This window comes from Butyricimonas faecalis, from assembly GCF_003991565.1.
GTDB classification, from domain to species: Bacteria; Bacteroidota; Bacteroidia; order Bacteroidales; family Marinifilaceae; genus Butyricimonas; species Butyricimonas faecalis.
Window position 1 is genome coordinate 906897 of sequence record NZ_CP032819.1, and the last position, 26258, is coordinate 933154.

The 26258-nt window shown below is 48.0% G+C and carries 21 protein-coding genes; all 21 read right to left on the minus strand.

All coding sequences use genetic code 11. From position 1 onward, the window contains the following. Positions 1–3: 3 nt before the first annotated feature. Positions 4–1209, minus strand: a complete 1206-nt coding sequence (wecC, locus tag D8S85_RS03820) for a UDP-N-acetyl-D-mannosamine dehydrogenase (RefSeq protein ID WP_004293527.1) — start codon at positions 1207–1209, stop codon at positions 4–6. After that, positions 1206–1367 (minus strand): hypothetical protein, encoded by a 162-nt coding sequence (locus tag D8S85_RS21415; protein ID WP_004293528.1) that lies wholly within the window; start codon positions 1365–1367, stop codon positions 1206–1208. The genes wecC and D8S85_RS21415 overlap by 4 nt, the downstream gene beginning before the upstream one ends. Before the next feature lie 63 nt (positions 1368–1430). Then, positions 1431–2126, minus strand: coding sequence for a tyrosine-protein phosphatase (locus D8S85_RS03825; RefSeq protein WP_004293529.1), 696 nt, complete (start codon positions 2124–2126; stop codon positions 1431–1433). Positions 2127–2215: 89 nt separating this feature from the next. Beyond that, the gene (locus D8S85_RS03830) at positions 2216–2449 is read right to left on the minus strand and encodes a hypothetical protein (RefSeq protein ID WP_004293530.1); all 234 of its coding nucleotides are present in this window, start codon (positions 2447–2449) and stop codon (positions 2216–2218) included. A 79-nt stretch (positions 2450–2528) separates the two neighbouring features. After that, positions 2529–4946 (minus strand): GumC family protein, encoded by a 2418-nt coding sequence (locus D8S85_RS03835; RefSeq protein WP_004293531.1) that lies wholly within the window; start codon positions 4944–4946, stop codon positions 2529–2531. Positions 4947–4960: 14 nt separating this feature from the next. After that, on the minus strand, positions 4961–5752 hold the full coding sequence (locus D8S85_RS03840) for a polysaccharide biosynthesis/export family protein (RefSeq protein ID WP_004293532.1): 792 nt from the start codon (positions 5750–5752) through the stop codon (positions 4961–4963). A 13-nt stretch (positions 5753–5765) separates the two neighbouring features. Further along, complete coding sequence (locus tag D8S85_RS03845) at positions 5766–6887, minus strand: MraY family glycosyltransferase (RefSeq protein WP_004293533.1); 1122 nt, start codon at positions 6885–6887, stop codon at positions 5766–5768. A gap of 34 nt (positions 6888–6921) precedes the next feature. Next, complete coding sequence (locus D8S85_RS03850) at positions 6922–7317, minus strand: hypothetical protein (RefSeq protein ID WP_127074800.1); 396 nt, start codon at positions 7315–7317, stop codon at positions 6922–6924. A gap of 542 nt (positions 7318–7859) precedes the next feature. Then, entirely contained in the window at positions 7860–8408 is a 549-nt protein-coding gene (locus D8S85_RS03855; protein ID WP_127074801.1) for a UpxY family transcription antiterminator, read from the minus strand. Between the two features lie 1393 nt (positions 8409–9801). Next, positions 9802–11100, minus strand: coding sequence for a hypothetical protein (locus tag D8S85_RS21745; RefSeq protein ID WP_240648829.1), 1299 nt, complete (start codon positions 11098–11100; stop codon positions 9802–9804). A 10-nt stretch (positions 11101–11110) separates the two neighbouring features. After that, on the minus strand, positions 11111–12019 hold the full coding sequence (locus tag D8S85_RS03870) for a DUF5106 domain-containing protein (protein WP_127074802.1): 909 nt from the start codon (positions 12017–12019) through the stop codon (positions 11111–11113). A 70-nt stretch (positions 12020–12089) separates the two neighbouring features. Further along, positions 12090–15230 (minus strand): hypothetical protein, encoded by a 3141-nt coding sequence (locus D8S85_RS03875; RefSeq protein ID WP_127074803.1) that lies wholly within the window; start codon positions 15228–15230, stop codon positions 12090–12092. Between the two features lie 15 nt (positions 15231–15245). Continuing rightward, positions 15246–17510, minus strand: a complete 2265-nt coding sequence (gene fimD, locus D8S85_RS03880; protein ID WP_127074804.1) for a fimbrial tip adhesin FimD — start codon at positions 17508–17510, stop codon at positions 15246–15248. Between the two features lie 6 nt (positions 17511–17516). Continuing rightward, positions 17517–18824, minus strand: coding sequence for a hypothetical protein (locus tag D8S85_RS03885; RefSeq protein WP_240648833.1), 1308 nt, complete (start codon positions 18822–18824; stop codon positions 17517–17519). Between the two features lie 269 nt (positions 18825–19093). After that, entirely contained in the window at positions 19094–19999 is a 906-nt protein-coding gene (locus D8S85_RS03890; RefSeq protein WP_127074806.1) for a FimB/Mfa2 family fimbrial subunit, read from the minus strand. A 71-nt stretch (positions 20000–20070) separates the two neighbouring features. Further along, on the minus strand, positions 20071–21207 hold the full coding sequence (locus D8S85_RS03895; RefSeq protein WP_127074807.1) for a hypothetical protein: 1137 nt from the start codon (positions 21205–21207) through the stop codon (positions 20071–20073). 63 nt (positions 21208–21270) lie between these two features. Further along, the gene (locus tag D8S85_RS03900) at positions 21271–22752 is read right to left on the minus strand and encodes a DUF3868 domain-containing protein (protein WP_127074808.1); all 1482 of its coding nucleotides are present in this window, start codon (positions 22750–22752) and stop codon (positions 21271–21273) included. A gap of 13 nt (positions 22753–22765) precedes the next feature. Continuing rightward, the gene (locus D8S85_RS03905; protein WP_127074809.1) at positions 22766–23341 is read right to left on the minus strand and encodes a DUF3575 domain-containing protein; all 576 of its coding nucleotides are present in this window, start codon (positions 23339–23341) and stop codon (positions 22766–22768) included. Positions 23342–24087: 746 nt separating this feature from the next. Continuing rightward, complete coding sequence (locus D8S85_RS03910; protein WP_127074810.1) at positions 24088–25296, minus strand: site-specific integrase; 1209 nt, start codon at positions 25294–25296, stop codon at positions 24088–24090. 155 nt (positions 25297–25451) lie between these two features. Next, positions 25452–26045: a DUF6549 family protein gene (locus tag D8S85_RS03915; RefSeq protein ID WP_127074811.1), complete on the minus strand. Its 594-nt coding sequence runs from the start codon at positions 26043–26045 to the stop codon at positions 25452–25454. Further along, positions 26038–26244: a hypothetical protein gene (locus tag D8S85_RS03920; RefSeq protein ID WP_127074812.1), complete on the minus strand. Its 207-nt coding sequence runs from the start codon at positions 26242–26244 to the stop codon at positions 26038–26040. The genes D8S85_RS03915 and D8S85_RS03920 overlap by 8 nt, the downstream gene beginning before the upstream one ends. Positions 26245–26258: the final 14 nt, after the last annotated feature.

Here is a 26258-nt window from a genome sequence, read left to right on the forward strand (position 1 = left end):
CCTCTATTGCTTAAATATTCCACAGAAATCAAGTATCACTTTATCATCTTTCCACGGTAGTTCTTTGAAAGGTGTATGGGCTGTAAGGAACACAACAATATCGGCTTTGTCATAAGCCTCTTTATAGTCTGTCAACTTGAACACGTTATGTTCTTTCACATTTGGCTCTACCACTAAAATGTTGGCATTATTACATCCTTGCATTACTTTAGTTGTGATATATTTTGCTGGAGATTCACGCAAATCGTCAATGTCCGGTTTGAATGCCAACCCCATCATTGCTACCACAGGCTTACAGTGATTTTTCAGTTCAAATTCAAACATGGCGTTCTTTACTTTTTCAGCACAATAGAACGATTTATAATTGTTGATTTCGCGTGCTGTAGAAATTATGCGACTTTCAACCGGAAAATCCGCTGTAATGAAATATGGATCGATAGCAATACAATGACCTCCGACTCCACAGCCAGGTTGCAGGATATTTACGCGCGGATGTTTGTTGGCAAGCCTGATAAGTTCCCAAACATTAATCCCTGCCTTGTCGCAAATCAATGAAAGTTCATTGGCAAAAGCTATCTGCACGTCACGACTGCTGTTCTCAGTCAGTTTGCACATTTCAGCGGTCTTGCAATTAGTCCGATGCAGCGTCCCCTGTACGAACTGCGAGTAGAACTCGATTGCTTTTGTTGTACTTTCTTCGTTCATACCGCCAATGACACGGTCGTTATGTACCAACTCATAAATCACATTGCCCGGAAGTACACGCTCGGGGCAATAGGCGATATAAATTTTACCTTCCAATTCAGGACGCTCAGCGAAAATTAAGTCACGCATTTTATCAGTCGTACCAACGGGTGATGTGCTTTCAATTACATATAAGTCACCTTCCTTGAGAAAAGGAAGTACAGCACGAGTTGCCGCCTCTACATACGAAATATCAGGCTCATGATTACCTTTGAACGGGGTGGGAACAACCATAAAGTAAGCGTCACTTGTCTCCGGCTTCGTGCTTGCGTGCAATGTCCCGTTTTTCACAACTTCTTGCAGCATTTCTTCCATCCCCGGTTCAATGATGTGGAGCTTACCTTGATTGGTCAGCTCTACAACTTTGGGGTTGATGTCAACACCCGTTACCTGTACTCCGTGCTTTGCTGCGATAATGGCTGTAGGCAATCCGATATAGCCCAAGCCCATAAAACATGCTTTCATAAAATTGAGTTTAATTGAAATTCTTTTGATTGGTCATTCATACTTTTGAACAGTTCATCCAGCTTTTTCACAAAATTGTCTTTTTGGCTATCGGAAAGTTCCTTATCTTTTAACTGCTCTATAATGGAATGATAAAGAGCCTTTTCTCCGCTTGTCATCTTGTTGTTTATTAATAGGAATTTTTGTTATAGCTTGGCTATCCATAGCCGCAATAATCTTGACTATAAATCAAGCAGTTTTTGTACGTTTCTTGTAACGCTTGTACAAATGAACTTTTGAAATATACTGTAACTGTGAATATCTGTCCCTATATAAGCAATAGCCTGTTCTCTCATAAGAAACATGGCCTTTTTCTTAATCCGGTTGCCATACATACCCGCTATTGATGGAAGATTAATCTGGAATTTCACACCCATGTCTTTTAGCTGTCGGTAATCCGATTCATCCATATAAGCATAACGCTCCGGATGGGCGAGAACAGGGTGGTATCCTTTAGATTTGATGCGAAGCAGGATATTTTTCAAGCCCATCGGAGGACTGAAATAAGAGGTTTCCACCAGCAGGTGGTCGCCATTCTCGCCTAAAGGTAGCAGGTCATTCTTTCCCAGCCGTTCCTCAAAGAGATTGTCAAGCATGTTTTCCGCTGCAAGGTGCAGTTGTACGCCACCTGTGTAAGCAGCCTGCAATTCTGCAAAACGGTCGCGAAGATGGGCAGTCGTATTGGGAATGTCTTCCATGATGTGCGGTGTGAGCCATACGGATTTGATCCCTTGCTCCTCATACAAACGTAGAATTTCCAAAGATTCGTCCATCGTTTGTACACCGTCATCCACGCCCGGAAGAATATGCGAATGATAGTCTGTAAAACCGATTAGCTTTATTATATTTTGTTTTTCCCTTTTTTTAAAAAACCACATATAATGACATAAAACTTTTTAATCATTCCCGATTCCACATGACATATATGCGGAATCCGGGAATGAATTGATTGTCCCGGTGATAAACTTCACCACCAGTTTCGCTTGCCGAAATGATTTATCAACCCGGCCCCAACACAAGCTAAACCGATACAGATAGCCGCAGGAGGACAGATAAATCCACCAGCCAATACTCCGGCTTTTGTTGCGGCAACCACTCCGACTCCTTTGGTAATCAATGCTGTTTTACCAAATACACCTACAGTAACCATACCCGCACCGAATAAGGTCGCTTTGTCTTCTGTAAAATCGTTCTGTGCCATAGTTGTGATTTTTAGTGAAACAATAGGGAAATCAAATTTACATTCTTACTCCGTATTTAATTGCTTGATAATCAACGATTTACTCTATATATTTTTCATCGGAACCATAGTGATATTCCGAACCGTAACCATAGTGATAACCATACCGATAGCCATAACGGTATCCGTAGCGACCACCGCTTCCCTCGGTTCCATTCAGGATCAGGGACATGTTCTTGTATTTTTTCTCCCCGTAGATTTTCTCCAGTTCAGCAAGCATACTCAGTTCAAGCAATCCTGCACGAACCACGAAAATAGTACGGTCAGCCAGCTTCTCGATTATCTGCGTGTCGGCCACCAGTTCGATGGGCGGACAGTCAATCAGCACATATTCGTATTGTTCCCTTACGGTATCTATTACCTGTTTCAGCCGGTCGTCGAACAACAGTTCGGTGGGGTTGGGAGGTATGGTGCCGACAGGAAGGATGTCCAGATATTTCTGTTTCGGATTGGTGACAATTATTTCATTGAGATTGTCAATCCTGCCGCCAAGATAGTCGCTCAACCCCTTGGTAGGAGAGTCGATATAGGATGACGCAGAGCCGTGACGCAGGTCACCGTCGATTACCAACACTTTCTTCCCTTTAATGGCAAAGCTCACGGCGATATTCATGGTCAGGAACGACTTGCCGCTGCCCGGATTGAACGAGGTCACGATGATGACATTCGATGCCTTATCCTTGCCAGTCATGAACTCCAAGTTGGTACGCAATACACGGAATGCCTCGTTGATGATGTCACGGCTGCCCTCCTTGACAACAATGGCCCTGACTTCCTGTGGTTTCTTTCTGAATATTCCTTTCTTCTTTCTTGTGAACAGCGGAATTTCACCGATGAACGGTACGGTTACGCTTTCCAGATCTTTTCTTCCCCGTACACGGGTATTCATGTTCTCACATATAAAGATAATGACTACCGGAATAAGCAGTCCCAAAGCACACGCGACCATTAAGATGTTTTTGCGCACGGGTGACATCGGCAACATGCTACCGTGGGGCGGGGCAACAATACGGGTATTGTAGGCCGTAAATGCCTGTGAGAGTTCGTTCTCCTCACGCTTTTGCAGTAAGAACAAATAAAGAGCCTCCTTTACCTTCTGCTGGCGTTCCACCGAGAGCAGGTATTTGGCTTGTGTAGGGTTAGCTGCTATACGTGATGTTGTCTGTTGCTCCGTCTGCCGCAAACTTTTTATCTGCGAATTCAAGGTTACTATCTGATTGTCGATAGACCTGATTATCGCCCCACGCATGGATGCCAGGGCCTGATCCATATCAACGACCAGCGGATTTTCCGTACTACTGTTCGCAACCAGGCTGTTGCGCTGCAACAGTTGTTTGTTGTATTCGGCAATCTGCGATTCAATATTGGCGCTTTCAATGCCGGAATTGGCCGGAAGCAGTTGGGTACGGTTGGCGTCATTGGACAAATAGTTCCGGATGTAGCGGGTCATGTAGAGCTGGTTGTTCAAAGCCAGAATCTGCGCATTCGTCTGGCTGCTCTGCGCCATATACATGCTCGAAGCCGCCTGCACGTCGGGTAACAGATGTTCGGACTTGTAGGATGAAATGTCCTCGTCCACGTTGCCCAGTTCCTGTTCGATTACGCCCAAACGCTCGTTGATGAACATCGAGGTGCTGATAGCGATCTGGTTCTTGTCCTTCACCCAGTTCTCATTATAAACGGAAATCAACATGCTCAATACATCCTCCGCCCGTTGTACAGAATTATCCCTGAATGACAGGTCGATAACTGACGCTTTCTCATTATTCAATGAAACGGACAGATTGGACGAGCAGGAGTTTACAGCATCATACAAACTGGATTTACCTACATACAATGTGTATGTCTCGCCTTTCACATAATTGGGGGTTGCATGGATAATGATTTTCCCTAATGGCGTAGTGATGGAGTCGAGCAAGCGGCCCTTTATATCCTTTCCGTCGAGCTCCGTCCCGTTACGTGTAAAGTCGGATAAGAGTAATGTGCTGTCTGGCTGTACTTCCAATGTAAACCCAGCCGATTCGTTTTCAGGAAAGTCACTTATCGTTACATCCACTGGTAATGTCAGTCCATAGGCCACCTGACGGTGGAATTTCCCCGGAACGAAGTAATTCATATCCAAACGAAATCGTTTAACTACCTCGGTCATTAAAGCCGGCGACTGAAAGGTGATGAGTTCGTTATTTACATTGGTGCTGGACTGGAACAACCCAAACTCCGAAAAGGATTCCAGATCCGGGGAAACCGACTTGCCTTTGGAATCCTCCTTGATCAACACCGAAGCAGTGCGTGTATATACGGCAGGGGTACACAGCAGATAGACAGCAGCAACACCTGTCGTTATCGCCAAAGACAGGACGAACCACTTCCACCTCGCGAGGCACAGGTACAACAGATCCTGTATCCGCAGGAAATCATCCGGCTGTCCCGGTTTTGTATTCTTTTGATTTACGGCCATATCAGATTCTATATTTATTTCACGATCAACACGGTAATGGTGGTCAGCAGCGAGGCCAACGATAACCAAAAAGAGGTAGACCGCACGTTGTTCCCATTGACTGTCGATTGTCTTGCCCTGACCGAGTTAGGTTCGACATAAACAATATCGTTCTGTTGCAGGTAGTACACGGGAGAAGCATAAAGGTCATATCCCGAATTCAGATTGACCCGGTACAGGGTCTTTTTGCCGTTTTCCTCCCGCTGTACCAGCACGTTCTCCCGTTTCCCGTAGACGGTAAGGTCCCCGGCCATGCTTAAAGCGTCCAGGAGCGTCAGCCTGTCCTTGTCGATATTGAAACGTCCGGGGTTGGCGACCTCACCCAACACGGAAACGGTCAGGTTCATGAATTCCACTGTTACTACCGGATCTTTTACGAGGTTTTTCGAGATCAACTCTTCTTTTATGCACAAGGCAATCTCCTCGCGTGTCATTCCCGCCACATGGATATGCCCCAGCACGGGAAAATCGATATTTCCATCCTTGTTTATCGTGTATCCTGACATTCCTTGATTGTTGGATGCTTCTGATCTTATACCGATTTGTCGGGATATAATCGGAAGGTTGAAAAGGTCCATCAACAAAGGGTCTTTGCTGTTGACCAATATGGAAATCTTGTCTTCGGGACGTACCCTGATTTCCAATGGATTAAGAACCTGCTCTGCCATACCCGGTTTCAGGTCCGTAAAATAAGCGACTTTCGGCGCGGCACATGATCCTAGCAGGGAAGCCACGGTCAATAAGAGTAAAATGTATCTGATTTTCATATTTCATTGATTTTTATTTGTTGGTTGCCTGTCTCGACTGAAGCTGTCCGATACGTTTCGTCAGTCGGATATTGGTGAAAGTCCATATCAGGATATCGACTAGTACGATCCAGTTTACATTCAGATAAAGGGAGAGAAGAATATTAAACAGTATGAATACGGTCGATACGGATATGACGATAATCATGACACTTCGCTGCTGCATTCCGACAGCAAGTAGTTTATGGTGGATATGGTTCTTATCCGGCAAGAACGGGTTCTTTCCGTTGCGTACCCGATGCAGATAAACCCGGACCACATCACAGCAAGGAATCAGCAGCGGGGAGAATGCCAGCACCATCGGATTTATATGTACCGTATTATCATCTGTCCCACACATAGTCAACTTGAGACTGAGAAGACAGAGCATCATGCCAACGGTCAGGCTGCCTGTGTCACCCATGAAAATCTTTTTTCCGTGCTCGGCATTCCCGAAAACATTGTAATAAAAGAACGGCACTAACACCCCTAATGTGGCGAACGCCAGCATGGCATATATATACTGGTGAAACATAAGAAAAGTCAACCCATAAAGCAAACAGGCAATACTGCATAGCCCGGAAGCCAGTCCGTCAATGCCATCGATCAGGTTGATGGCATTGATGATGAAGACCACGAACAGAATGGTCAGAGGATACCCCAGCCATAATGGAACCGAATGAATGCCTAGAATGCCGTACAGGTTATCGATATATATACCACCGGCGATAAGCATCATGCCGCACAGAATCTGGATAACGAACTTGGCTCGATAACGGATGCCGATCAAGTCATCGGCCATGCCAACCAGATACAGAACCATGATGGAGCAGAAGGCGAAAGCCAAGGGCCGAACATCGTTCTCGATTTCGGACAACATCTCCGAATGCCCCATAACCATATTGATCCCCAGCAACAAGGCTACGGTGAAAAACACTACCGGCTTGAATGCGATGCCGCCCAACCGGGGCACGGCACAATGATGAATCTTCCGTTCGTCGGGAAGGTCGAATAACCGCTTGCGGAAAGCGATCAACAAAATCTGGGGAATGATGATACCCGCACAGAACACACAGATCAGGAATGCAATACTGCAATTAACTATCCAAAAAATCATATTATGTCAGAATTTGTTCTTTACTTGTGCAAAGTCATGGAAGAGAAGAGAATTTCATCACCTCTTTTTTGTGCCATTCCTTGTACCGCTTCATCGAGATTCCCATCCCGACAAGTTCCCTGTACCCTGATACTTTCTTTCTGAAGATGTGATTCTTGCCGTAAGCCTGGAGTTCGTCATCCGAGATGCTGGCCATTAAAACGGGAAATGGATAAACTTTATGCCTGAGTACGGTTACATCGTGCGTTCCGAACAACTGACTCAACTGGTAGGCGGATTCTTCGAATGCGTGCCAATAGTCACCTGCTCCATATAAACGGATGAATCGTCCGGTTATATCTTCCGTACGAATGATGTCGAACAAGCGTGTTTCGATGAGTTCCGTCAATGGTATCCAGCAAGGTTCAGCTCCAGAGTTATAATCATTCATTACTTTCAAAAATATTTCATCCGTTGTTGTAAATTAGCGTATATTCAATTTTGCATATCCGAAGTGTTCTCCCACGCGTAATTTTCTGAAAAGGGATTCATTCAGCACACTTGTCAGTCAGATTACAGCATACATAGCCCCCATGAGCTTCCTTTCTGGAAAAGAACTCTTGTTTTACCCATAGATTGACAGGATGTCCCGTATCGTACGCAGCTATACAGCCATTTATATTTTGACTATCACGCAGAGTTTGCCATACGGTAAAGCAATGGTAAAAAACGTCCCAATTTGCCGGGATCATTATAATCTCGGCAACGGAAAACGTATTCGTCAACCAACAGCTTTATCCAGTACAATATGGCGGAGCGTTTCCTGGTGGTATCGTCCCGACGGATACACGCATTCAATTCATGGAGTGACTAGTGTATCCTATTCTACCGAAGCTGCAGATCGTCCGACATATCATGATCAATGCAACACCGCTTTAACTCTGGACCATATATCATCCAAAATCGAATCGGTCATACTTACATATCGCTATTTTATAATAGTCTGATATATTCAGGATTGACTTCCACCCCTACGGAAAAGAACTCAGGCAGTTCCACTAACAGACGTTTTGTTTTCGACCCGCGTACAGTCAGCAATTTTCCTTCATAACCGTCCAAAGGGCCGCCCACAATACGGATGTGCCGTCCACACATAGAGGGTGTCAATTCGCCAGGAAGATAATATTTCGGATTCTTCGATACGCTTACGGCATGTATGAACCGCTCCATGTCCCTATCTGCAACAGTCATCGGATTTTTGTAACCACCTCCCTTCTGGAAACGGTACTGTATCGTGGAATACTTCTCCACGAACGGATCGATAGCTTCCCGTGTACCATGGACAAAAAACAAATCCCGAATAAAGGGAACGTCTTCCCGAATCCGTTTGCCGCCACGAACACTCAACTGCTCTTTCATGGGAGTGAACACCTCAAAATTCTCGTTCGACAATTGCTTGTATGCGGGCAGCTTGGCATTGGCCCGTTTAAGGTCGCGCATCACGTACCAACATATCTGCTTTTCTCCTTCCGAAACAGCCATATTTGGGGGTTAATACAATTCTTCTAATCCTGCATGATTGCATATCGTATTATACATCAAGCAGTTACAAACATTCTTTTCAAAAGTTTGGGAGAGTAACTCCCCGTGTCTATACATCTGTTTATGTTTGCTATAAAAGATTCTGTTATTTTACACCTGCAAAAGGAATCCAAAACCGTTTTTGATTCCATTTTTTGCTACTTCTCTCCGCAAGAGAAGTAGTAAGGTGATATATTGATAATAACTGGCTGATAAACAGATGAAATAGAATTGGGAAAAGTTAGATTTGCTCAGCAAATGTTGACGTAAATAGTTTTAAACTATTGGTTTATCCTAAAAAAACTACCCGTTTTATGCCGCTATTATCAATAAATTATGTAATTTTGCATTATTACTACTTCTCTTGCGGAGAAAACCATTCAAACGCTCAACATCTTATCTGCTTTGCAAGTCTATTATCTACTTAGTTCAACAACTTGCCGTTTCAAAGTTCCTTCGTGCCCATGTAGGTGTTAAGGAAGTTTTTCAGCCGCATAATTTCTATCAAAATTATTCTGTCTCCGATAGTTCTCTTTTCAAGAGAAGTATTAGAATTGAAAAGCTTGGTTATTAATGTATTACTAAGATAAAAAGGCTAATTTGCTTAACATTTACTTCAATTCACGAAACTTTATTCCTTTCCAAGAAGATTTGTTCAAAGATTTTTTTGGGTTATTCTTAATAACTTTCACGTTTTTTTCATACCTTTGTGCGTATTAATACTTCTCTTGAAAAGAATTAGACGTTTTCTTATTATCTATATTAAAGCAGAAGGTGATTATGTACCACTTTATAGGGCATGAACGGAATACTTGATTTCATGCCAAATTTTTGTCACTTCGTACTAAGTGAAGCCGAACGGATTTCAAATGGGCTACGTTTAGCAGATAATGAGCAAATCTTCTTTTACACTCATTTAATTGCTTGTCTCCTTTATAAACAGAGGGAAAATTCTATTTCCCAAACAGATAATAAGTAATTTAACTTTATCTGTTTCCAGAGAAAGTATAACAAAGTTGGAAGGGTGTTAGTATATAGATACCTTGTTTTTATGAGTCAGGCATGATGTTGGCTCCCCAACAACAGTATTTCAAGAAAGAATGTAGTATTTGTCGCAACCGGATACTGAAAAATGTTCATGATACTTGGTCGTGCCCCAAGAAACGATAACCAAGTGGATAAAGTAGTCAGTGGCGTTGGGCCAAAATCGTTATCCGATCATTTTATATAACACTCGGTATTAAAAGACAGGGAAAACGAGATGAATGTTTATATCTCCCTGATGATTATTGGTGAGGGGCAGGCTGTCTATGACAGTTTATCATTCCGCAACGGATCGGCATACAAAAGCCTATCACATATCCTTTATCCCTTCTTTCCGGAGAAGTTCCTTGTGTCGTTCGACCAGTTCCGGAAAATTCCTTTTGATGAATTGCCGAAACGGGCAGTCATTGAATCCGAACCGCCTGGCCAACGACTTCACGCTTTCGGTTGTAGTAGCGTACAACCTTATGGCTTCGCTGTATTTCTCCATACTGCGACGGGATACCATACCGCCAGTATCCGTTCTGACCATTCCCTGCCGGGCATACAGTTCCGGCTCGTGTTCTTTCAGGTAGGAACGGAAGCCTTCCGGCTGTAACCCGAACTCGGCAGCCACCCGGGCTGTCGGCAGTCCGCTTTCTTTCAGCCGACGGATGGCTTCGGCATACTTGGCCTTTGTTGCAGGATTGTATTTCCGGACTTTAGACCAGTCCACGGGCTGTCCTTCCTCGTAGGGGATATTCTTCCGCCTGCATATCAGGTCCAGATGCCACCTTTGCAGGTGTTCGTAGAATCCCTTTCTCGACACTCCCGTCTTCTTGGCTATCTGCGCGGCTGACATGGGTGTCGTGCTATACAGGCGCACCGCCTCGGCATACTTGTCCGCCGTCTCCCGCGAGGGGGCATGAACGGTACCCCTGCCGGTGATTTCCCCTTTCCGCTGATTGCGTAGAGCCTTTTCGCGTATCTTGATACGCCGCTTTACCAGTTCCTTGTGGTAGTACAACAGGTGTTGTTCCAGGCCGGTGTAGGAAACCCCGCATGAATCGGCGGCCTCCTGCACCGTGACATACGGGCTGTGACGCAACAGTTTCACGGCTTCGGCATACTGCTCCTTACAGGCCCGGCGTGTGCCGCGCAGCAGCCCGTCACCGATCCCCAGCCATTCGCGTACCTTCTCGCGCCACTCGATTATCTCGGGATAATGCGTGCGCAGCTGCCTGCCCAGGTTCGTGCCTTCCAACCCGAATTTACGGGCAATCTGCGAGACGTTGCACTTGATATGCTCCATGCTTCCGCACGCCTCGATAGCGTCCTTGTACTTGGCACGGGTAGCGGGCAACTGTCCCCGCAGCTGTCCCAACCTGATGTGGCCGGCCTCCTCTTTGCTGCACAGGATGGCGTAACGGGCCAGCACAAGTTCGCGGTGGTACTTGGTCAGGTAACACCGGAATCCCGATTCCGTCACTTCGCAGATACGGCATATCTCACGGCCGGAAAGCTCCGTGGAAGCGTACATTTCAATCGCCCGGCGGTATTTCTCCTCCGTCTCCGGCCTGACGCCCCTGAAACGGTTGCTTTCTTTACTGTCTTTTCCGGTTGTTTTCATCGGTTTCCATTCATGAAGCGTTTTTTCCGGACAACCATTCTTCCACCTGCTTGAACGAAGCGTCCTTGAGTATCACCCGTTTTTCCGCATCGAGCAGGTAAAGGGTCGGCATCGCCTTGAGGTCGTACACCTGTTCACGGGTAAGCCGCTGCCCGTCGTCATAGCCGTCGATCCAGTTCTTGGGAAAATCCTCCTTTTCCCATGCGGGGGTCTTTCCCTCCACGCACATGGAAAGCAGCTTCAGGCGACCGGATTCCAACAGCCCGTTCACAACCGGGGACGAGGAGAGCAATTCCTTCACCCGGCGGCAGTCCTCGCAATCGGGGTCGTTGAAGTAGACCAGCACGTAATCGGCCTTTATGCCGGAAAGCTGCCTGTGCCTGCCGTCCCGGCAGGTGACGGTAAAATCCGCCGCCACGTCTCCCGGACGGTTCTTCATGGCCATTTCCAACAGGTAGCGGGGACGTGCCTTGTCCGTATCGGACAGGCGGGGATTGTCCAGCAGTGCCCGCAATACGAGGATATGCAGTTCTTCGTCATGCATGGGTGAGTTGGATTCGTAGAGGTACTTGTCACTCAGCCCGATGAAGTGGTACAGCATCTCCTGTCCGGTTGCGGCGCGGCGGAAAAGGGTGTCAACGGCAGCCGGTGCCTGATTGGTATAGGGCAGGATGCTGAGGAAATCGACAAAGGCCTGCTCGGTGATTTCAGGTCGGGAGATAAGTGATGTATCGGCAAAATCGAAGTGGTCCCAATAATGCAGGGAAAGATAGGCGGCACGGTCTTCGGGCGCCGTCAGCGTGACAGGCACGTCAGGCAGACGGAATTCCTTGGTCTTCTTCTGCCGCTGGGCATATGAACAGGATGCGATTCCTGCACAGAAGAGACACGCAAAAAAGGTAAGATTCAAAATTTTCATTGTATATCGTGTTTATGAAAAACTCCGAACGTAGAAGCGCCCGGAGTTTCCGTTTGTATCATTCAGAATATCAGTTCCCCAACGTGAGTTCCACATTTTCCTGACTGCCGAACAGCTCTGCCAGATTATTGTACGTGCGGTGGTAAACCTTGCCATCCACTTCGTAATGGAACTGTACCGGATTGGTATACCAGTCGAACGAGTACTCCTTGCGCAGGCGCAGTTCGTACCGGCCTTCGGCTGTCACGGTTACGGCACCGATACGGCTGCTGTTGCTGACACGCTCGAACGCAACGAATGCACCGGCAGGCACCGGTTTCCGACTTCCGGTTTCATCTGTATAATGGATGTTTCCGCCCATCGACCGGTTCGTTACACGGAACGTCTTGGAGTAGAACACTACCTGCTCCTCGTTGGAAGAGATGACGATGTCCCCCGCACTCACGATGCTTTTCGTGGTAAAACGCAGCGTCTTGCGTTCTCCCGACTGGTTCACGTTTGCATTAGGAGTATTGTCTTGATTGACGACTTGCGTACCCGGGAAGTAGTTCCGTTCCTTCTCACGATCCGCATCCACCTTGTAGACAAAGCGTCCCGGACTTACCTCATAGAGTTTGTTGTCCAGACCGGGATTGTTGCCCAATGCCAGCATAGGCGCGTCGATATAGATTTCGAACTCCTCGCCGAACGGATCCACGGACTTCTTGTCAAAACCGGCAAAACTGGTTATGTCGATGGCGATGTCTACCGGTTTGCCGGGTTCGTATGTCCATTCCAAAGGGGTGATAAGTTCGGGTACGTCCGCAGTCGGAGTATTGTCCGGTTCCTGCCCGGCCCATTCATTGTTGTTATACTTCAGCCTTGCCCCGAAACGGAACGGATTGTAGTTTGCCAGCTCGAAAGTGACGCTGCGGTAAGAATTGCCGCCATATCCCTGGTCGACTCCGTTGTTGTCTGCGTCCAACACAGCATCCCTGCCGGATACGTTTGAGGCAATACGGACAACCTCGGCACTTTTGGGACGGCTGGATTTCATATAGATTGAATATTTCCCAACATTCTCACCCGTCTGATCTATCACGTCAGGACGTGGCTTGAACATCAGCATACGGCCACCTTGGGGGTTGTTGGCTTGCCACCAACTGTTCGATTCATTGGGATAAAATTCACAATCAAATGCAGTCACACCTGCCTTGTCCTCTTCTCCATCCTCATAATAATCCAAAAATTGTGAATAGAGCAGGAATTCATCCTTTACTCCTGCATTGAACGGTGTTCCCTGTCCGGAAACATCTATTCCGTCTCCCTTTTTCGTGAGCAACTGCAGGTCGAATTGCACATTGGCATGTTTTTTCTGCGGAACCAGGCGGTAAAGAATCAATTCGTCTTCAGGATATCCTTCGATACCTCCTCCGCTTCCATTACAGGTATTCAGACCGGTTACCGTGATGGAGTTTCTGTTGTTCGAGTAAGTAAATACCCGTTCCATGGTTTCAAAGTGTTCCGCCTCGATATAGAGCCTTCCCTGATAGTCTTCGTCTTGAGACAGGACGTTCTCGAAATAGACACGTTGCACGCCGGGTTGTTTTACGGTGTAGATATACTTGTAATCCGGTTCCGGAGTGATGTCACCGCTGCTGTACCACTCTTTCTCTCCGTTACTAACCACTGTAAGAGCCATACCCGATTCGGGACGGATGTCGAGTCCCCCGACGGATATGTAGACCTTCATCGGGAAGAGTTCCGCCGGGCAGGTCTCGGGAACGGTAAACATCACCGTCACGTGCGAACGGTTTTTGGTGGGGTCTGTCCCGTCCATTCCTCCATAAATCTGTGTACCCACCCACGAGGGGACAAACGACTGCTCCTTCACCATGATGACCTTGATCTTACGCTGCAACCGTCCGTGCTTCACGAGCAAGGTACCCTCCAATTTTTCGTTGCCCCCCATAGGAAGCAGGGAGATGGAAATGGAACCTTCGCCTACACCGTTTTGGACTACGAAGTTGTTTGCAATCCCCTGTCGGGCCACATGGTTGTCTATCCACGTCACATCCGCCTTGTCTGAATCCGTTATCTCCTTTCTTCCTTTGCCTTTTATGGTGTATGAGAGCGTATAAAGCTCGTTGGCATATTCTGCGCCAAGGACATGGTCGGTTTGTGAGACCGTGAGAATATAGTCATTATCCTCCACCTCGTTCACCTTGTCGGAAATGGAAATCCACACGTTGTTCGTGGCTGCCGCCTCCAACGCTTCGGCAAAAGTAGCCTGACCGAAAGAGAGCCTGCCCGTAATATTCAACTGATAATCGTGGTTCCGGCGAATGAGTATCTGGTTTCCGTCTTCCTTCACCAGCATCACGCGATAATACAGTTCTTCCGTATCCCCCGCATTGCGTCCGCGCAGGATGATGCTGACGGGGTCATCCGCTCTGTTCTCGCTCTCGAAAATATATTGTCCCATATCGGTGGTCACGTCCGTAATATCGCTCAGCTTGGCATCATTGGCCGGAAGTGTAACGAAGTCGTCGGCAAGCCAGTCACTCTCGTCGAAATCAAAACCTTTTTCCGGATGGAACGGAGCCACCGTACCGAAAGCATTGGTGTTACAGACGGCAAAACCGGTTGCGGTGAACCACTGGCTACCCGGATTGGAAACGGAAACCTTGGCATGGTTCCGGAGCATCTTTATCTGGTTTCCTGCGGCGGCCATCTGGTCGGCAATGGTCTTTTTCTTCTGTTCCTCGGTGGAATTGTCACAGGCGAAGCGCGCCCAGTAAATCATGCGTCCCGACGAGCCTTCGAGCAGTGCCATCACTTCCGCTTCCGATTTGTTGCGGAACTGGTCCTGCTCAAACTCCGTCATCACCTGATTGGCGACAAAATGCACGGTCCGGGTGTTTTCGGGCACCTCGGCTTTGAACGTACCTGCGGCAACCGTTGTAGCCTTGACATCTGCCGTTACGGTCGTGATGAAAAGGCCGTAACTGTCGAAACAGAACAGCGTCATATCCTGCACGCCTCCTCCGTCGGGATCTACCGCACGGGTAGCCACTTCCTGCATGTCCGGAATGTCCGCACTGAACAGGAGCGCCACGTAGCCTTCGCGGGCTGCGGGTAATGTCTCCAGCCACTCGTCCTGTCGGCAAGCGACCAGCAGGACAGCTATCGCGGCAAGAGCCATGGTTGTATGTATCAATCTTTGCATCATATCCTGTCTTTTTCGTTATTTCTTATCAAAATTATCACGTATACAGCGGATTGAAGTTCCCGAAGAAGAGCCTTTGCTATTACGGACACGTTCACTGGCACTCCAATAATAATCGGCATTCAGCAAGTAGTCGATAGCATCGGCATCTTCATTTTTTGTTCCCTGGTATTTCATGATAATCTCCAATTCGGCAGTCGTGGGCAATCGCCAATCATCCAAGACAACCGGCTTTCCTTGTTCGTCTTTATAGACCTCCACATATTCATTACAATGCTTTCTGGCTACTTCCAATGCATACTCTTGCCCCCAAGATACCCCTCCTTCGCTAGTATTCACAAAGCCCAAACGCGATGCAATCATAAATGACGGGGAAACCAGTCGGGCATTGTCCGCTCCCGGGTCTGTATAGCCGTTGGTTATACGAGGGCGCCCCAATGTATAATCACCGGACGATGCCGTAATCCGAACATGGTACATACGGGCATTGCCAGTCTCGGCCGAACTCGTACTGGGTCTATTAGCATAATTACCATAGTAGTAGTAATCGATTTCCGAACTTCCGTCATTATTATGCCTGCTTGCTACCTTTGAACGCCAGAATCCGTTACCGCGACTTGTATGATAGCTATAATTGCCATTTCGAGAATTATAACTTACCCCAACGATACGGTCGCCTTTATATTCATAAGTAGTAGGTTTAGAATCCCCGTTTTTGAAGTCATCGCGGTACGAATACCAACTTTGGATATTGGTGATATATTCCAGCGGATACTGGATTACTTTCACCGGACGGGTTATCCCTTCGTTATTCGTTATTTCGAACTCGATGTATCGTATCGTGTTATTTTCGGGTACGGTGCTATGTACATGAATATTTCCGTTAATATTCTCATCCGGCGTGACTTTAATATCACATGTATTTTTCCAATGTGTCGTCGGCCACCAGCCTCCTGTAGTGTATTTCTCCCCGTACCGACCGGTTTCCGGATTCCGTTCCAAAATCTTTTTCTGCCCGAACTTATCGATGTAATATACCTCCTTGATATTCGAGGTAACCTCCGACGAAGATGCGAATTGCAGGGTCGCGTAATCATCTTGGGTATTATGCATCTCCATCTCGTACCTGTTCAGCGTGAGGTATGCCGGACGGTCTTCTTCACCACCGACATTTATCAGTTCTTTCTCCCAGTCGTACACCGAATATGCTATTTCTGTCAACTCAACCGGCTTTGACGGGTTGCTGCCTCCAGGTGCATTCACCGTAACCTCGACTTTGTAGCAGGTATTGCGCTTCAGTTCCTTGCTCGCGCTGACCGGAATCTGGTAATAACTGCTCTCCAAGAATTGTGCGTCTCCGGTAGGACCCGTCTCATCATGAGGGGTATAGGTCATCGGGATGTTTACGATCAGGCGCGTCTCCTTTTCCAGGGTACTTGCGTTTTCCCAAACATGGGCATAGGCATAGGCCGTCACGGTAATTACATTGGAGGTCCAATTAAAATAATTACCACTGCCTAATAGGTCGGGGGTTCTCAGTCCGGCATGGTCTTCATCCATATGCTCGGGTGGTACCACAGAGGTGGTGTAAGGCATGTTACGCAGGTAGTATCCTGCTTCATGACCTACCGGAGTGTCACCGAACTCCACGTATTTGCCCTTGTTTATTTTGACCACAATCTTGGCCGCAGCACGGCGCAGCACCACCTGCAGTTCCGTGTCGTCAGCTTCCCTTCCGTTGTTCAGCACGACCGGTGCCGCGGTTGCAGGTTCGTCCGTCCCTTTCGGGTAGGCTATACCGTCCATCAGGAATGTCTGCGGTGCACCGGTGACGTCCAGTCCGGTTACATGGATACGTTCGTCTTCCTGCATCAGTCCTTTGAGACCGGCCAGATTGAAAGTTTCGGCTTCGAAGACACCGGCATCCGCTGTACTGTTGGCTATCAGATATACCCAGTATCCCTCTCTCGCAGTGAAACCGCTTCTTTGGGCCGACAGGGTGATTTTACCGCTGCCCCCGGTACTGCCATTTACCCGTTCGTGCCATTCTTTCGTTCCGTCTTCCCTGAAAATCAGCACATCGAGATGATCGACCGCTATTTCCGAACCGGTAGCATCCACGGTTGCCTGGGTTACGGGTAACGATGTGGATGCAAGGTCGAGTATGATACTGTTACCGTCTCCCTCCGGCCCGGAAACGGGCAGGGTGTCATTCTTGTCACAGGCGGTAAGACACAATAACGTCAAGCAACAGAAAACAATATGATATAATAGTTGTTTCATAGCTCGTCAATTTTGAGGTACTTCTATTTGTTTTATCACGACAGTCTCGGCAAGCTTACTTCCTTCCCATTTCAGGTCGTCGTTCCGTCCGTTAATCAGCAACAGCGAACTTGCGTCGCTCCAGGTCGGCTTATAACTGATACCAAGGCTTACGGTTTCGCCTACATTTTCGGCTGACAGCGCCTTGACCCGTATTTCATAAACATCCGGGGACGCCACCAACTTGTCGGCATCTTCAATCTTCTGCCCGTGCTGGAAAACCGATACCTCGAATTTCCCGGGATTGTCGAGCAACGTGGGAGTCCAGGTCTGTCCGGTAGGGCCTGTTATCTTGAAATGAAAAGAGTAACTTCCGAGCGGGGAATCAGGATCTGAATTGAAATAGACTGTCGGCTGGGGATATTTCCTTTCTCCGGGAAGCGGAGTGCCGTTCGCCGGTGTGATGGGATTGTCGTAAGTCGGATAGTCAAATTCAAGCGGGTATGTTACGCCTTCCCAGTCGGCTACCGTATATTCAACGGTTATCTTGCCGTCGTTGTGCATCAGGCAGCACACTGTGTAATAGTGGTCCCTCTTAATCGGGGGCAGATAGACCAACCCGGTACGTGCATCTCCTTCGCCGTATGTGTAACCAATCCGGAGAATGTTGCCCTCCTCGTCTCCTTTGACGCTCCATGCAGTGCTGCCCCACGGATTCTCAAACGGATAGAAAGGTGAGTTCTGCACGGGGGTATAGTTCGCGGGATTCTTTCTTTCGGTATCGGAAATGCCGGAAGGCAAGGTCTTGGCAACATTTCCGCTGATGACTTCAAGAGAAACGTCCCCTTTGATACCCGTTACTTTCTTTAGTGTCTCTTCGCTCTGCGGCATGAGGTAATTGCGTGTACGTATACCGGAAGCCAGCATGGTCAGCTCCGTTATCCGCAAGTCGCCGGTCTCGCCTTCGGGCTTGGCGGCAAATACGCCGAGCTTGCCCACAGGCCGTTGCATCTCGAACGTGATGTTGTAATCGAGCAATGTATGCCCGGCGTGGTTGGGGTCATTCGGGGATTCTCCCTTTACTTTTGTGAAGTCGATTGTGGCAGGCTGTTTGCAGAACATGGGAAGACCGTATGTTTCTATGTCTGAATTCAGATTGGCGAACCAGTATCCGTTCAGCTGACTTTCCGTTGTGGTCGGTGACAAAGGCGCGGGAGCACCCGGTCCTTCCGCTTCCATGGCTTTCTCGTTTGCCACGACATAGAAGTCCACTTTCTGTTCAGCGACCGAATAGAAAGTGAGATCCATGAAGAACGTGTGCGGAAGTTTTTCCACGTTTTCTACCAAGTGATGTCCCGCAGGCCGGCCACCGACGAAAGCATAGACACGAAGCGTATGGATGGCGGACTCGACATCGGCAGGTGTGCCGTCGGTTTCGCCGACAGCGCGTGTCCCTACGTTGAGCCGCACTGCCACATCGTGCCGTTCCCCAAGCGATGCGACATCTTCCTTGACGCATCCGGACGGCAACAGGCCACAGCATACTGCTGTAACTGCCCAGTATAATATTTTTCTTGTATTCAGCATATTCTTTTCGGTTCGGTCTAAAACTCAGGTTTCACTTGTTCGATGTACCATTCGGGTACGCTTACCGTGATTTCTCCCGACTTGAACTCGATGCGTATCGGGATGAGCACTTCGTGTTTGGAACAGTCTATGACGGGATTGTCGGCAAGGAACCTGGCGAGGTTGACTTCTGCCAGCGGTTCCCCGTTCGGGGCGGCGCTCAGGCGGATGTTCACATTCTCGTGGTCCTTGTGACGCATTATGTTGGTACGGGCCGTGAGCAACGCTTTTCCGGCCTCGTATTCGGTTTCAAGCAAATAGTCGGTTGCCTCCCCACAGGCCCGATTCTCAAAATCGGTACAGGGCGAGACTCCGCATATCTCAAGCACAGGCAACGAGCCTGCGCGGGTTCCCGGGGCAGGAACTCCGGCCACTTCCACCGACAGATCGTAGTGAGAGCTGGCGAACTCTATGGTTTTGGTTTGGTTTGCCTCTTCATCACCGCTGTAAGGCAGTACGGTATAAGAGGTCGTAGCATAGTAAAGTGAATCGTTGCCGGTAACCTGTTTCTCGTCGAAATAATCCCCGGCGGCAAAAAGCATCCGGCCGAAATCGCCCGAGGCGATGCCATCGACCTTCGTGTGGTGGGTGTTCCCCAGACAGACAATCCGGTAGTCTCCGGCAGCGAGCGGGGGAAGCGTGGCCGTGCGGCCCTTAACCTGTTCCTCTGGTAAGATACTCGAATTGACGCATCGATTCTCTGCATCGAATACGAACATTTCCACCCGGCAGATCTTGTCGGGGAATATCTCCGTGGTGCCGTCACCCTTGTAGCTGAGCAACAGCGTGTTCGTGCTCAGGCAGTCGTCCAAATCCTCACGGATGCAGGATGTGGCAGCTCCGGCGAGCAACGTCAGGCAGAAAACAATATTCGTCAATTTCATATATATGTGATTGAAGTGTTAAAGATAGGCACAGGGCGAAACTTTCGCCCTGCCGCCTATCGGGTTATCAATTAAAATTCAGGTGTGACAGGAACTACATCCCAGCTCATGACGTCAACAGTTACCTCCACACATTTTTGAGGATTTTCCAAGTCTGTATCGTCAAATTCAAAGTTCATAACGTAAATCTTGGCGAAATTTGCTGTAACAGCAGGGGTGAATGTATTGGTAGCCAAGTAAAGAGGAACCTTGGTGTTTTCAGCTGTTGTACCAATCAGTTTTACAAGTATCTGAGGATGGTTAGTACTGCCAATCGCATCATCTTTAGGAAAGAAGTGATATGCAGGACGTACATTCCCATCTGCGTAAGTATGCTCATACTGTGCTGTTTCATCCAATGTAACCAAAGGCAAGGTGGTTGTAGGAGTCTCTGTCTCTTTAAATACATCGCTATACCACACAGGATCGGCTTGAGCAGCTTTCTCGAAAATACCGAATACAGTAGCTTCTGTAATCGTAGAATTGTTTATTGTATTGGCTATTCCCGTCTGATTGTCTGCTTTCTCGAAATAGTTGTTCAACATGACCTGCTGAACTTCAATGCTCTTATACTTACGCTGACCTTCAGTAGGAGCCTTATACTTGAATGCACCGATTTCGATTCTGGATACACGCGGTTCAAGCTTTACATCCGCTTTGTAAAGCGGGTGTCCAAATTTGTCTTGACCGATCACAGAAGTCAATGCAACTTCTTTATAAAGGTCAAGATCATCCGGATCTTGCTGTTCGGCGATTAACAGTTCTTCTTTTAACTGTGCATAAGTAGTTGCAGTTATTTTTTCACCGTTGTTACCTACAACGATTACCTTGTTCACCTCAGCAGGTAAAAAATGGAATACCTTATCTGTACGATTGTCAAAATTGTCTTTAGTGCTGAAGTAATGCTCCGCATCAGTTCCTTCGGTTGTTTTTCCTGTATACAGGGAAGTTCCGTCTGTAAAGAATACCTGTAAATCTGCCAAAGAAACTTTTGGGTTGCCTTTTATCGCTTGGCCGGCGCCTCTGGTTACTGGAATCACATTAGACAGGTCAATACTTACACTCTTTGGGGTGTTGTCCAACTGTCCCATTTCATCGTCTTTGTTGTCACATGCAACAAACGTCATTGAAGCAGCTAAAGCTGTCAACAAAAAACTCTTGACTTTCATTTTTTTTGTTGTTTTAAAAATTAGTAAAAAGGTTTTTTATAACATCTCATTTATGGATTTTGTCTATAACTGGTCGATGACCTGCCGCACCTCTTCGAGGTTATGCCGGGCAGTCTCCGAGCCTGCCTCCGCAGCACGCCGGAACGCGTCCTCCGCCTTGTCGTATTGTCCGGCTCCGGCGTATGCCACGCCGAGCGTAGTCAGTAACTCGGCAGATTTTGCGGTGACTTCCGATTTTTCGAGCAACTCTACTGCCGCGGCATACTCCTCGCGGGAGATGGCGTTCACGGCATTCTCGTTGAGCGCGGCGGGTGAAGCGGGGAAATAGCGTACCGCGGTGGCCATCACCTTGTCGTATTCGGGCGTGCCTTTCCCGTAGGAACCGGCCACCTTGTACATTTCCGACAGGCTCAACAGGTCGGGACGCTCATCGACCATGCGGCGAGCCTCTTCGAGGTTGAAGTTGCGCACGTTGTACTCGATGCGGTACTCGTTGCGGCGCAACGCGGGGTATATCTCGGTGAGCAGCCTGTGGTAAATGGTCGGCGGCACGAGTTTCTGGAGCTGCAACTCGCAGAAGTCCCGTTCGTCGGGATAGCGTTCGATGATTTCATACACCTCGTCGCGCTTGAGCAGGTTCGGGAAGTCGCCGAGCGCACGGACGAAACCTTCCCAGTCCTCGCCTTTCCAGTCAACGTGGAGCATGTCGGGCGATATGGCATCGTGGCGGCGGATATAGTCGGCCAGTGCCTTGGCACGGTTCTCGGACAAGGTCATATTGTGCGCCATGCTACCCTCGGGAGAGGCGTAACCTGTGATGTAGATGCCGATAATCTTGACGTCGGTATTCTTCTTTACCAGCTCGATGGAGTTGGAAACGGTGCCCAGTTCGGCACGGTTGTTCTTGAATCCGGGCAATATATTATAACTGTCCTGCCGGAACTGTAACCGGGCGGTGCGGGTTTCGGCACGTACTTTCACGGGTTCAGGTTCAGGGGCTATGCTGTCGAGCTTGTAATCGGGAACATAGGCAGGGAGTATGCCCGCCCACAGGGGACGCTCCGCCTTTCCCTTGTCGCAGTTCACGCAACCGTGTACCTCTTCGCGGATCTCGACCCGTCCGTCGAGCATCCAACGCTCGTAGGGCACAGTGGCCGCATAATCGTAATGCTGCTCCTTGCTGCTGTGGCGTATGATTACCTGTGCGGAATCATTATGGAAAGGGGGGAACTCCACGCTTTCGAGGCGCTGCGCCCGCAAGTAAACCTTGTGACGGGTCTTGCCGTCGATGACTATCGGGGGAAAGGCTATTTCGCGGCTACTGTCCGCCGACATGAGTACGGGTGTCAGCGCCACGGTGTGCTGCGTACGGATTTTCGCCTTGCTCAAATCGACGGACATCTTCAGCTCTACCGTGCGACCCTGTTTGACAACCCCTCCCTGACGAATCCCGATCAAAGACAGGTAACTGGTTTCATTTTCGGCATGTAACATCATGGGACAACATGCCAATATCAGCAATAATAGGATGTATATGCGTCTCATAGTCATTCCATTGTTATTTGATTATGTATATCAGGGAGATGCCCGCCTTGGTCGGGCCGAAATAATGCTTGTCCTTGTTGCCCTTGAACTTGCCGCAAGTGGCACACTCGTACTTGTCGTATTGCGTGTAGACGTAGCCCAGACCGAGCGTGGCTTCGAGGTTCCAGCGTTTGCCCAAAATCCACGAGTAGCCATACGACAATCCGAGACCCGTAGCCCAACCCTGATAACGGTGATCCTTCGTGGACTTGCTTTGAAACGGGATTCTCACGCCACTGATGTTGTAGAACGCGTAGCCGCTGTGCAGGCCGAAGAAATGACCGTTATAGCGTTCACAGAGCCAGTAGCGGAACTCCGGCATTACCATCCAGTGTTTGATTTTCTTGTTCTTGTCCTTATTCAGCGTCCACGGGTTGTAGGCGCCCGTGAGGTCAAGGGTCGTGCGTTTGCCCAGCCCAAATTCCAGACTCAAGTTGGGCGTGGTACTAGACCAATACAATAGATTGGTCTTTACTGCGATATCCTGCGCTTTGACAGTGCCCGTGCACCAACAAACCGCAAGAAAAACACCGAAGATCAATTTTTTCATATTTTCCTTATTCTTGTTATCTCATTCGGGCCGGAAAAACCGGCACGTCAACTCCAAAAACGCCACTTCTCTCCGAAAGAGAAGTAGTGATACATAATATTGATGATAAGTGGCTGAAAAACAGATTGTTTTCGGTTCAAGTAATTGGAGATGCTTAACATTCATTGAAGTAGAACCGGTTTAGAACTCGGATTGAGACTTAAAAAACAAGCCGTTTATGCCGTTATTATCAATAAAATACGTATCTTTGCACTGTTAAATACTTCTCTTTCGGAGAAAAACGGGCAAATACTCAACAGTTTATTGCGTTGTCGGGAGTTACCCGCACTATTTCAACGACTTGTTTTTTTAAAACTCCAATGTTTTTTCTGAAGTTTAGCAAAACGTTTTTCGGTTGTATGATTCCTGTCAAATCATTCCGTCTCTTGTCTGTCTCTTTTTAAGAAAAATACCGTTCAGGAAAAGGCTTGGTTTTCTACTGTTTATTTTTTGAACGGTAATTTTTACTAAACAAATTGCAAATGTCTGCTTAACGGCTCATCTGTTTTTTTTATTCTGACAGACAATAAATTTCATTAATCATGAAGTACTTATTTGATTTTTGTGTATCTTTGCACCTCCAAATACTTCTCTTAAAAAGAGATGTTTTAAATTGCACAACTTTTCAGTTTCTATAGCCATTTTTCGGATGGCTTTTTTACCATTCGTACCGGTGTTGTGCGGGTATTATGCAAATCTTCCCCCGATTACAGTGATTTTAGAATAAGGCTGTTGGCCTTGTCAACAATCGATGTGTCTAACGAGGCAAGGTAGATACGCGTGGTATTCTCCGAATCGTGCCCCATCGCTTCGCTGATGGTAGAGATTGGAATGTTCTTGCTCTTTGCAATAGAAGCCCAGGCGTGCCTTGCAACATAGCTTGTCAGCGGTATGACAAGCCCTAACTGCTGGCCTATTCTTTTCAGTTTGTCATTGACAAGATGGGCGGCGTTCTTGTATTGCTTTCGGGCATCCGTATCCATATCCCGGATGATCGGCAGCAGATAAGGAGTCCCGGACGTATCGTACTTGTCGACAATCTCCTGCATGGGTTTCTCCCACTTGATAAAAAGCTGCTGTCCCGTTTTCTGACGGCGATAGCTCAGCACCCCGTTCTGCAAATCCTTCTTTTTCAGGTAAGCCATATCCACAAATGCCATTCCCCGGGTGTAAAATGAAAACATGAACAGATCTCTCGCATAATCCAGCACTGGACTGAGCGTCAGGTCCAGATCCCGTATCCGGCGGATTACTTTCAGCGGGACGGCACGTTTCACCGTTTTGTCCACGCCCGTGTAGACATGTTTGAAGGGATAGCGCTGTACGGTCAGTTCCCTTTCCACCGCACGGTTATAGATGGCACGCAGGTTGCGCATGTAAAAAGAGGAGGAGTTCGGGCAGACGTTGATACCTTTCAGAAAGGTCTCGTATTCCACCATCAGGTTGGAGTCCACCTCCTCGAACAGCAGGTCTCGCTCGCCCCGGAAACGCAAAAAACTGTTCAAGGCGGTCGTATACGTTTCGGCCGTGCGCCTTTTGCCTATCTTTTTCAGTTCCTGTATGAGTTGTCGTGCAAAGGAAAGGAAACCGCCACAGTCAGCCGGAGAGGAGAACAATTCCACCACCTTGTCGGCGGTATATCCCGTGTCGGAACGTTCGAGTCGTGCGATGATACTTCTGAGCCGGGACAGATCGTCTGCTATGGCGGTCTTCATGGAGAGCAGGTAATTCCTGCGTCCCTCTTCTGTGCCGGAAGCCACCACGACCTCGGAAATGCCGGCATCCCATTCCGAAGGGAAAAGCCTGTAGCCGGTATGCACTTGTCTTACCAGACGGTTGTGAATCACTTGATAGTAGAGCGAGCCTTCCTTCATCTCGACGGAAGAGGCACGGAATTTAACTTTTATTGTTGCCATGAATATATTTATTAATTTAAATTTTCGCCTGAAAACTAACCCCATAGAGAACCATTGCATAAACATTCATCGCCCTTTAACACATCTAAAAGCAAAAAGTCCCTTAACGCACCGACGCGATAGGAACTTTTCACATATAAAAGACACACGTTCTGTCACCGTATGCGTATATACTCCGAATACCTAATTTCCACATGCGGGTTGTTGCTGGATATGGCCTGACGAATAGCTTTGACCCTCTTCCAGAACCACCATCCTTTGTATTCCACCCATACAGCCTGGTTGAGTGTCACGGGTATCTTTATGTCTCCTTTGAGACGGTTCTCTTCAATCAGTCCGCTGAAGTGTATATGCGGCGTAACCATCTCCACTTTCTGCCGCAGTAGCGGAATGGTATCACGAACAATGAGTGTATCACGGATAGCGGCGTCTATCGGAGCTTTCACTTCGACTTCATGCCGAGCCGCTGCTTCAAGATTCCTGATTTTCACACCGAGCCGCCTGATGGTTTCGGCATCTTCGGCCCGAAACTCCTTATACTCGTCTATGGTCAGCTTCAGTGCCTTGGCATCGACGGCCATCGTCGCTGAATCAATCCGCATCCGCTTCACATCAGAAAGCAGGGCGGTATTATTCATGCGGAAACGGTCTCGTTCTTCCGTGAGGCGTATTGTCCGTCGGTGCTGCAACCAGAGGATACCGCCGAGCAGTAGTACGGTTATCAGAAGTGTTTTGTTAAGTCTATTCATAAGATATTGATTCTTCAGGGATGAACCATAGGAATTCATCCATATAGGTTTTTTCCAGCAAAACAAGTCCGCCACGGTTCTTTTTCCTGGCCAGTGACAGGTCTTCCACAAGTAGCCCGCGGTAACCGTCCAACTCCTCCAACCTCATTTCCGAGAGTTCGGGAGAAGCGATAATGGTAATGTATGCATTCCTGATCATGACCGGTAATGTTT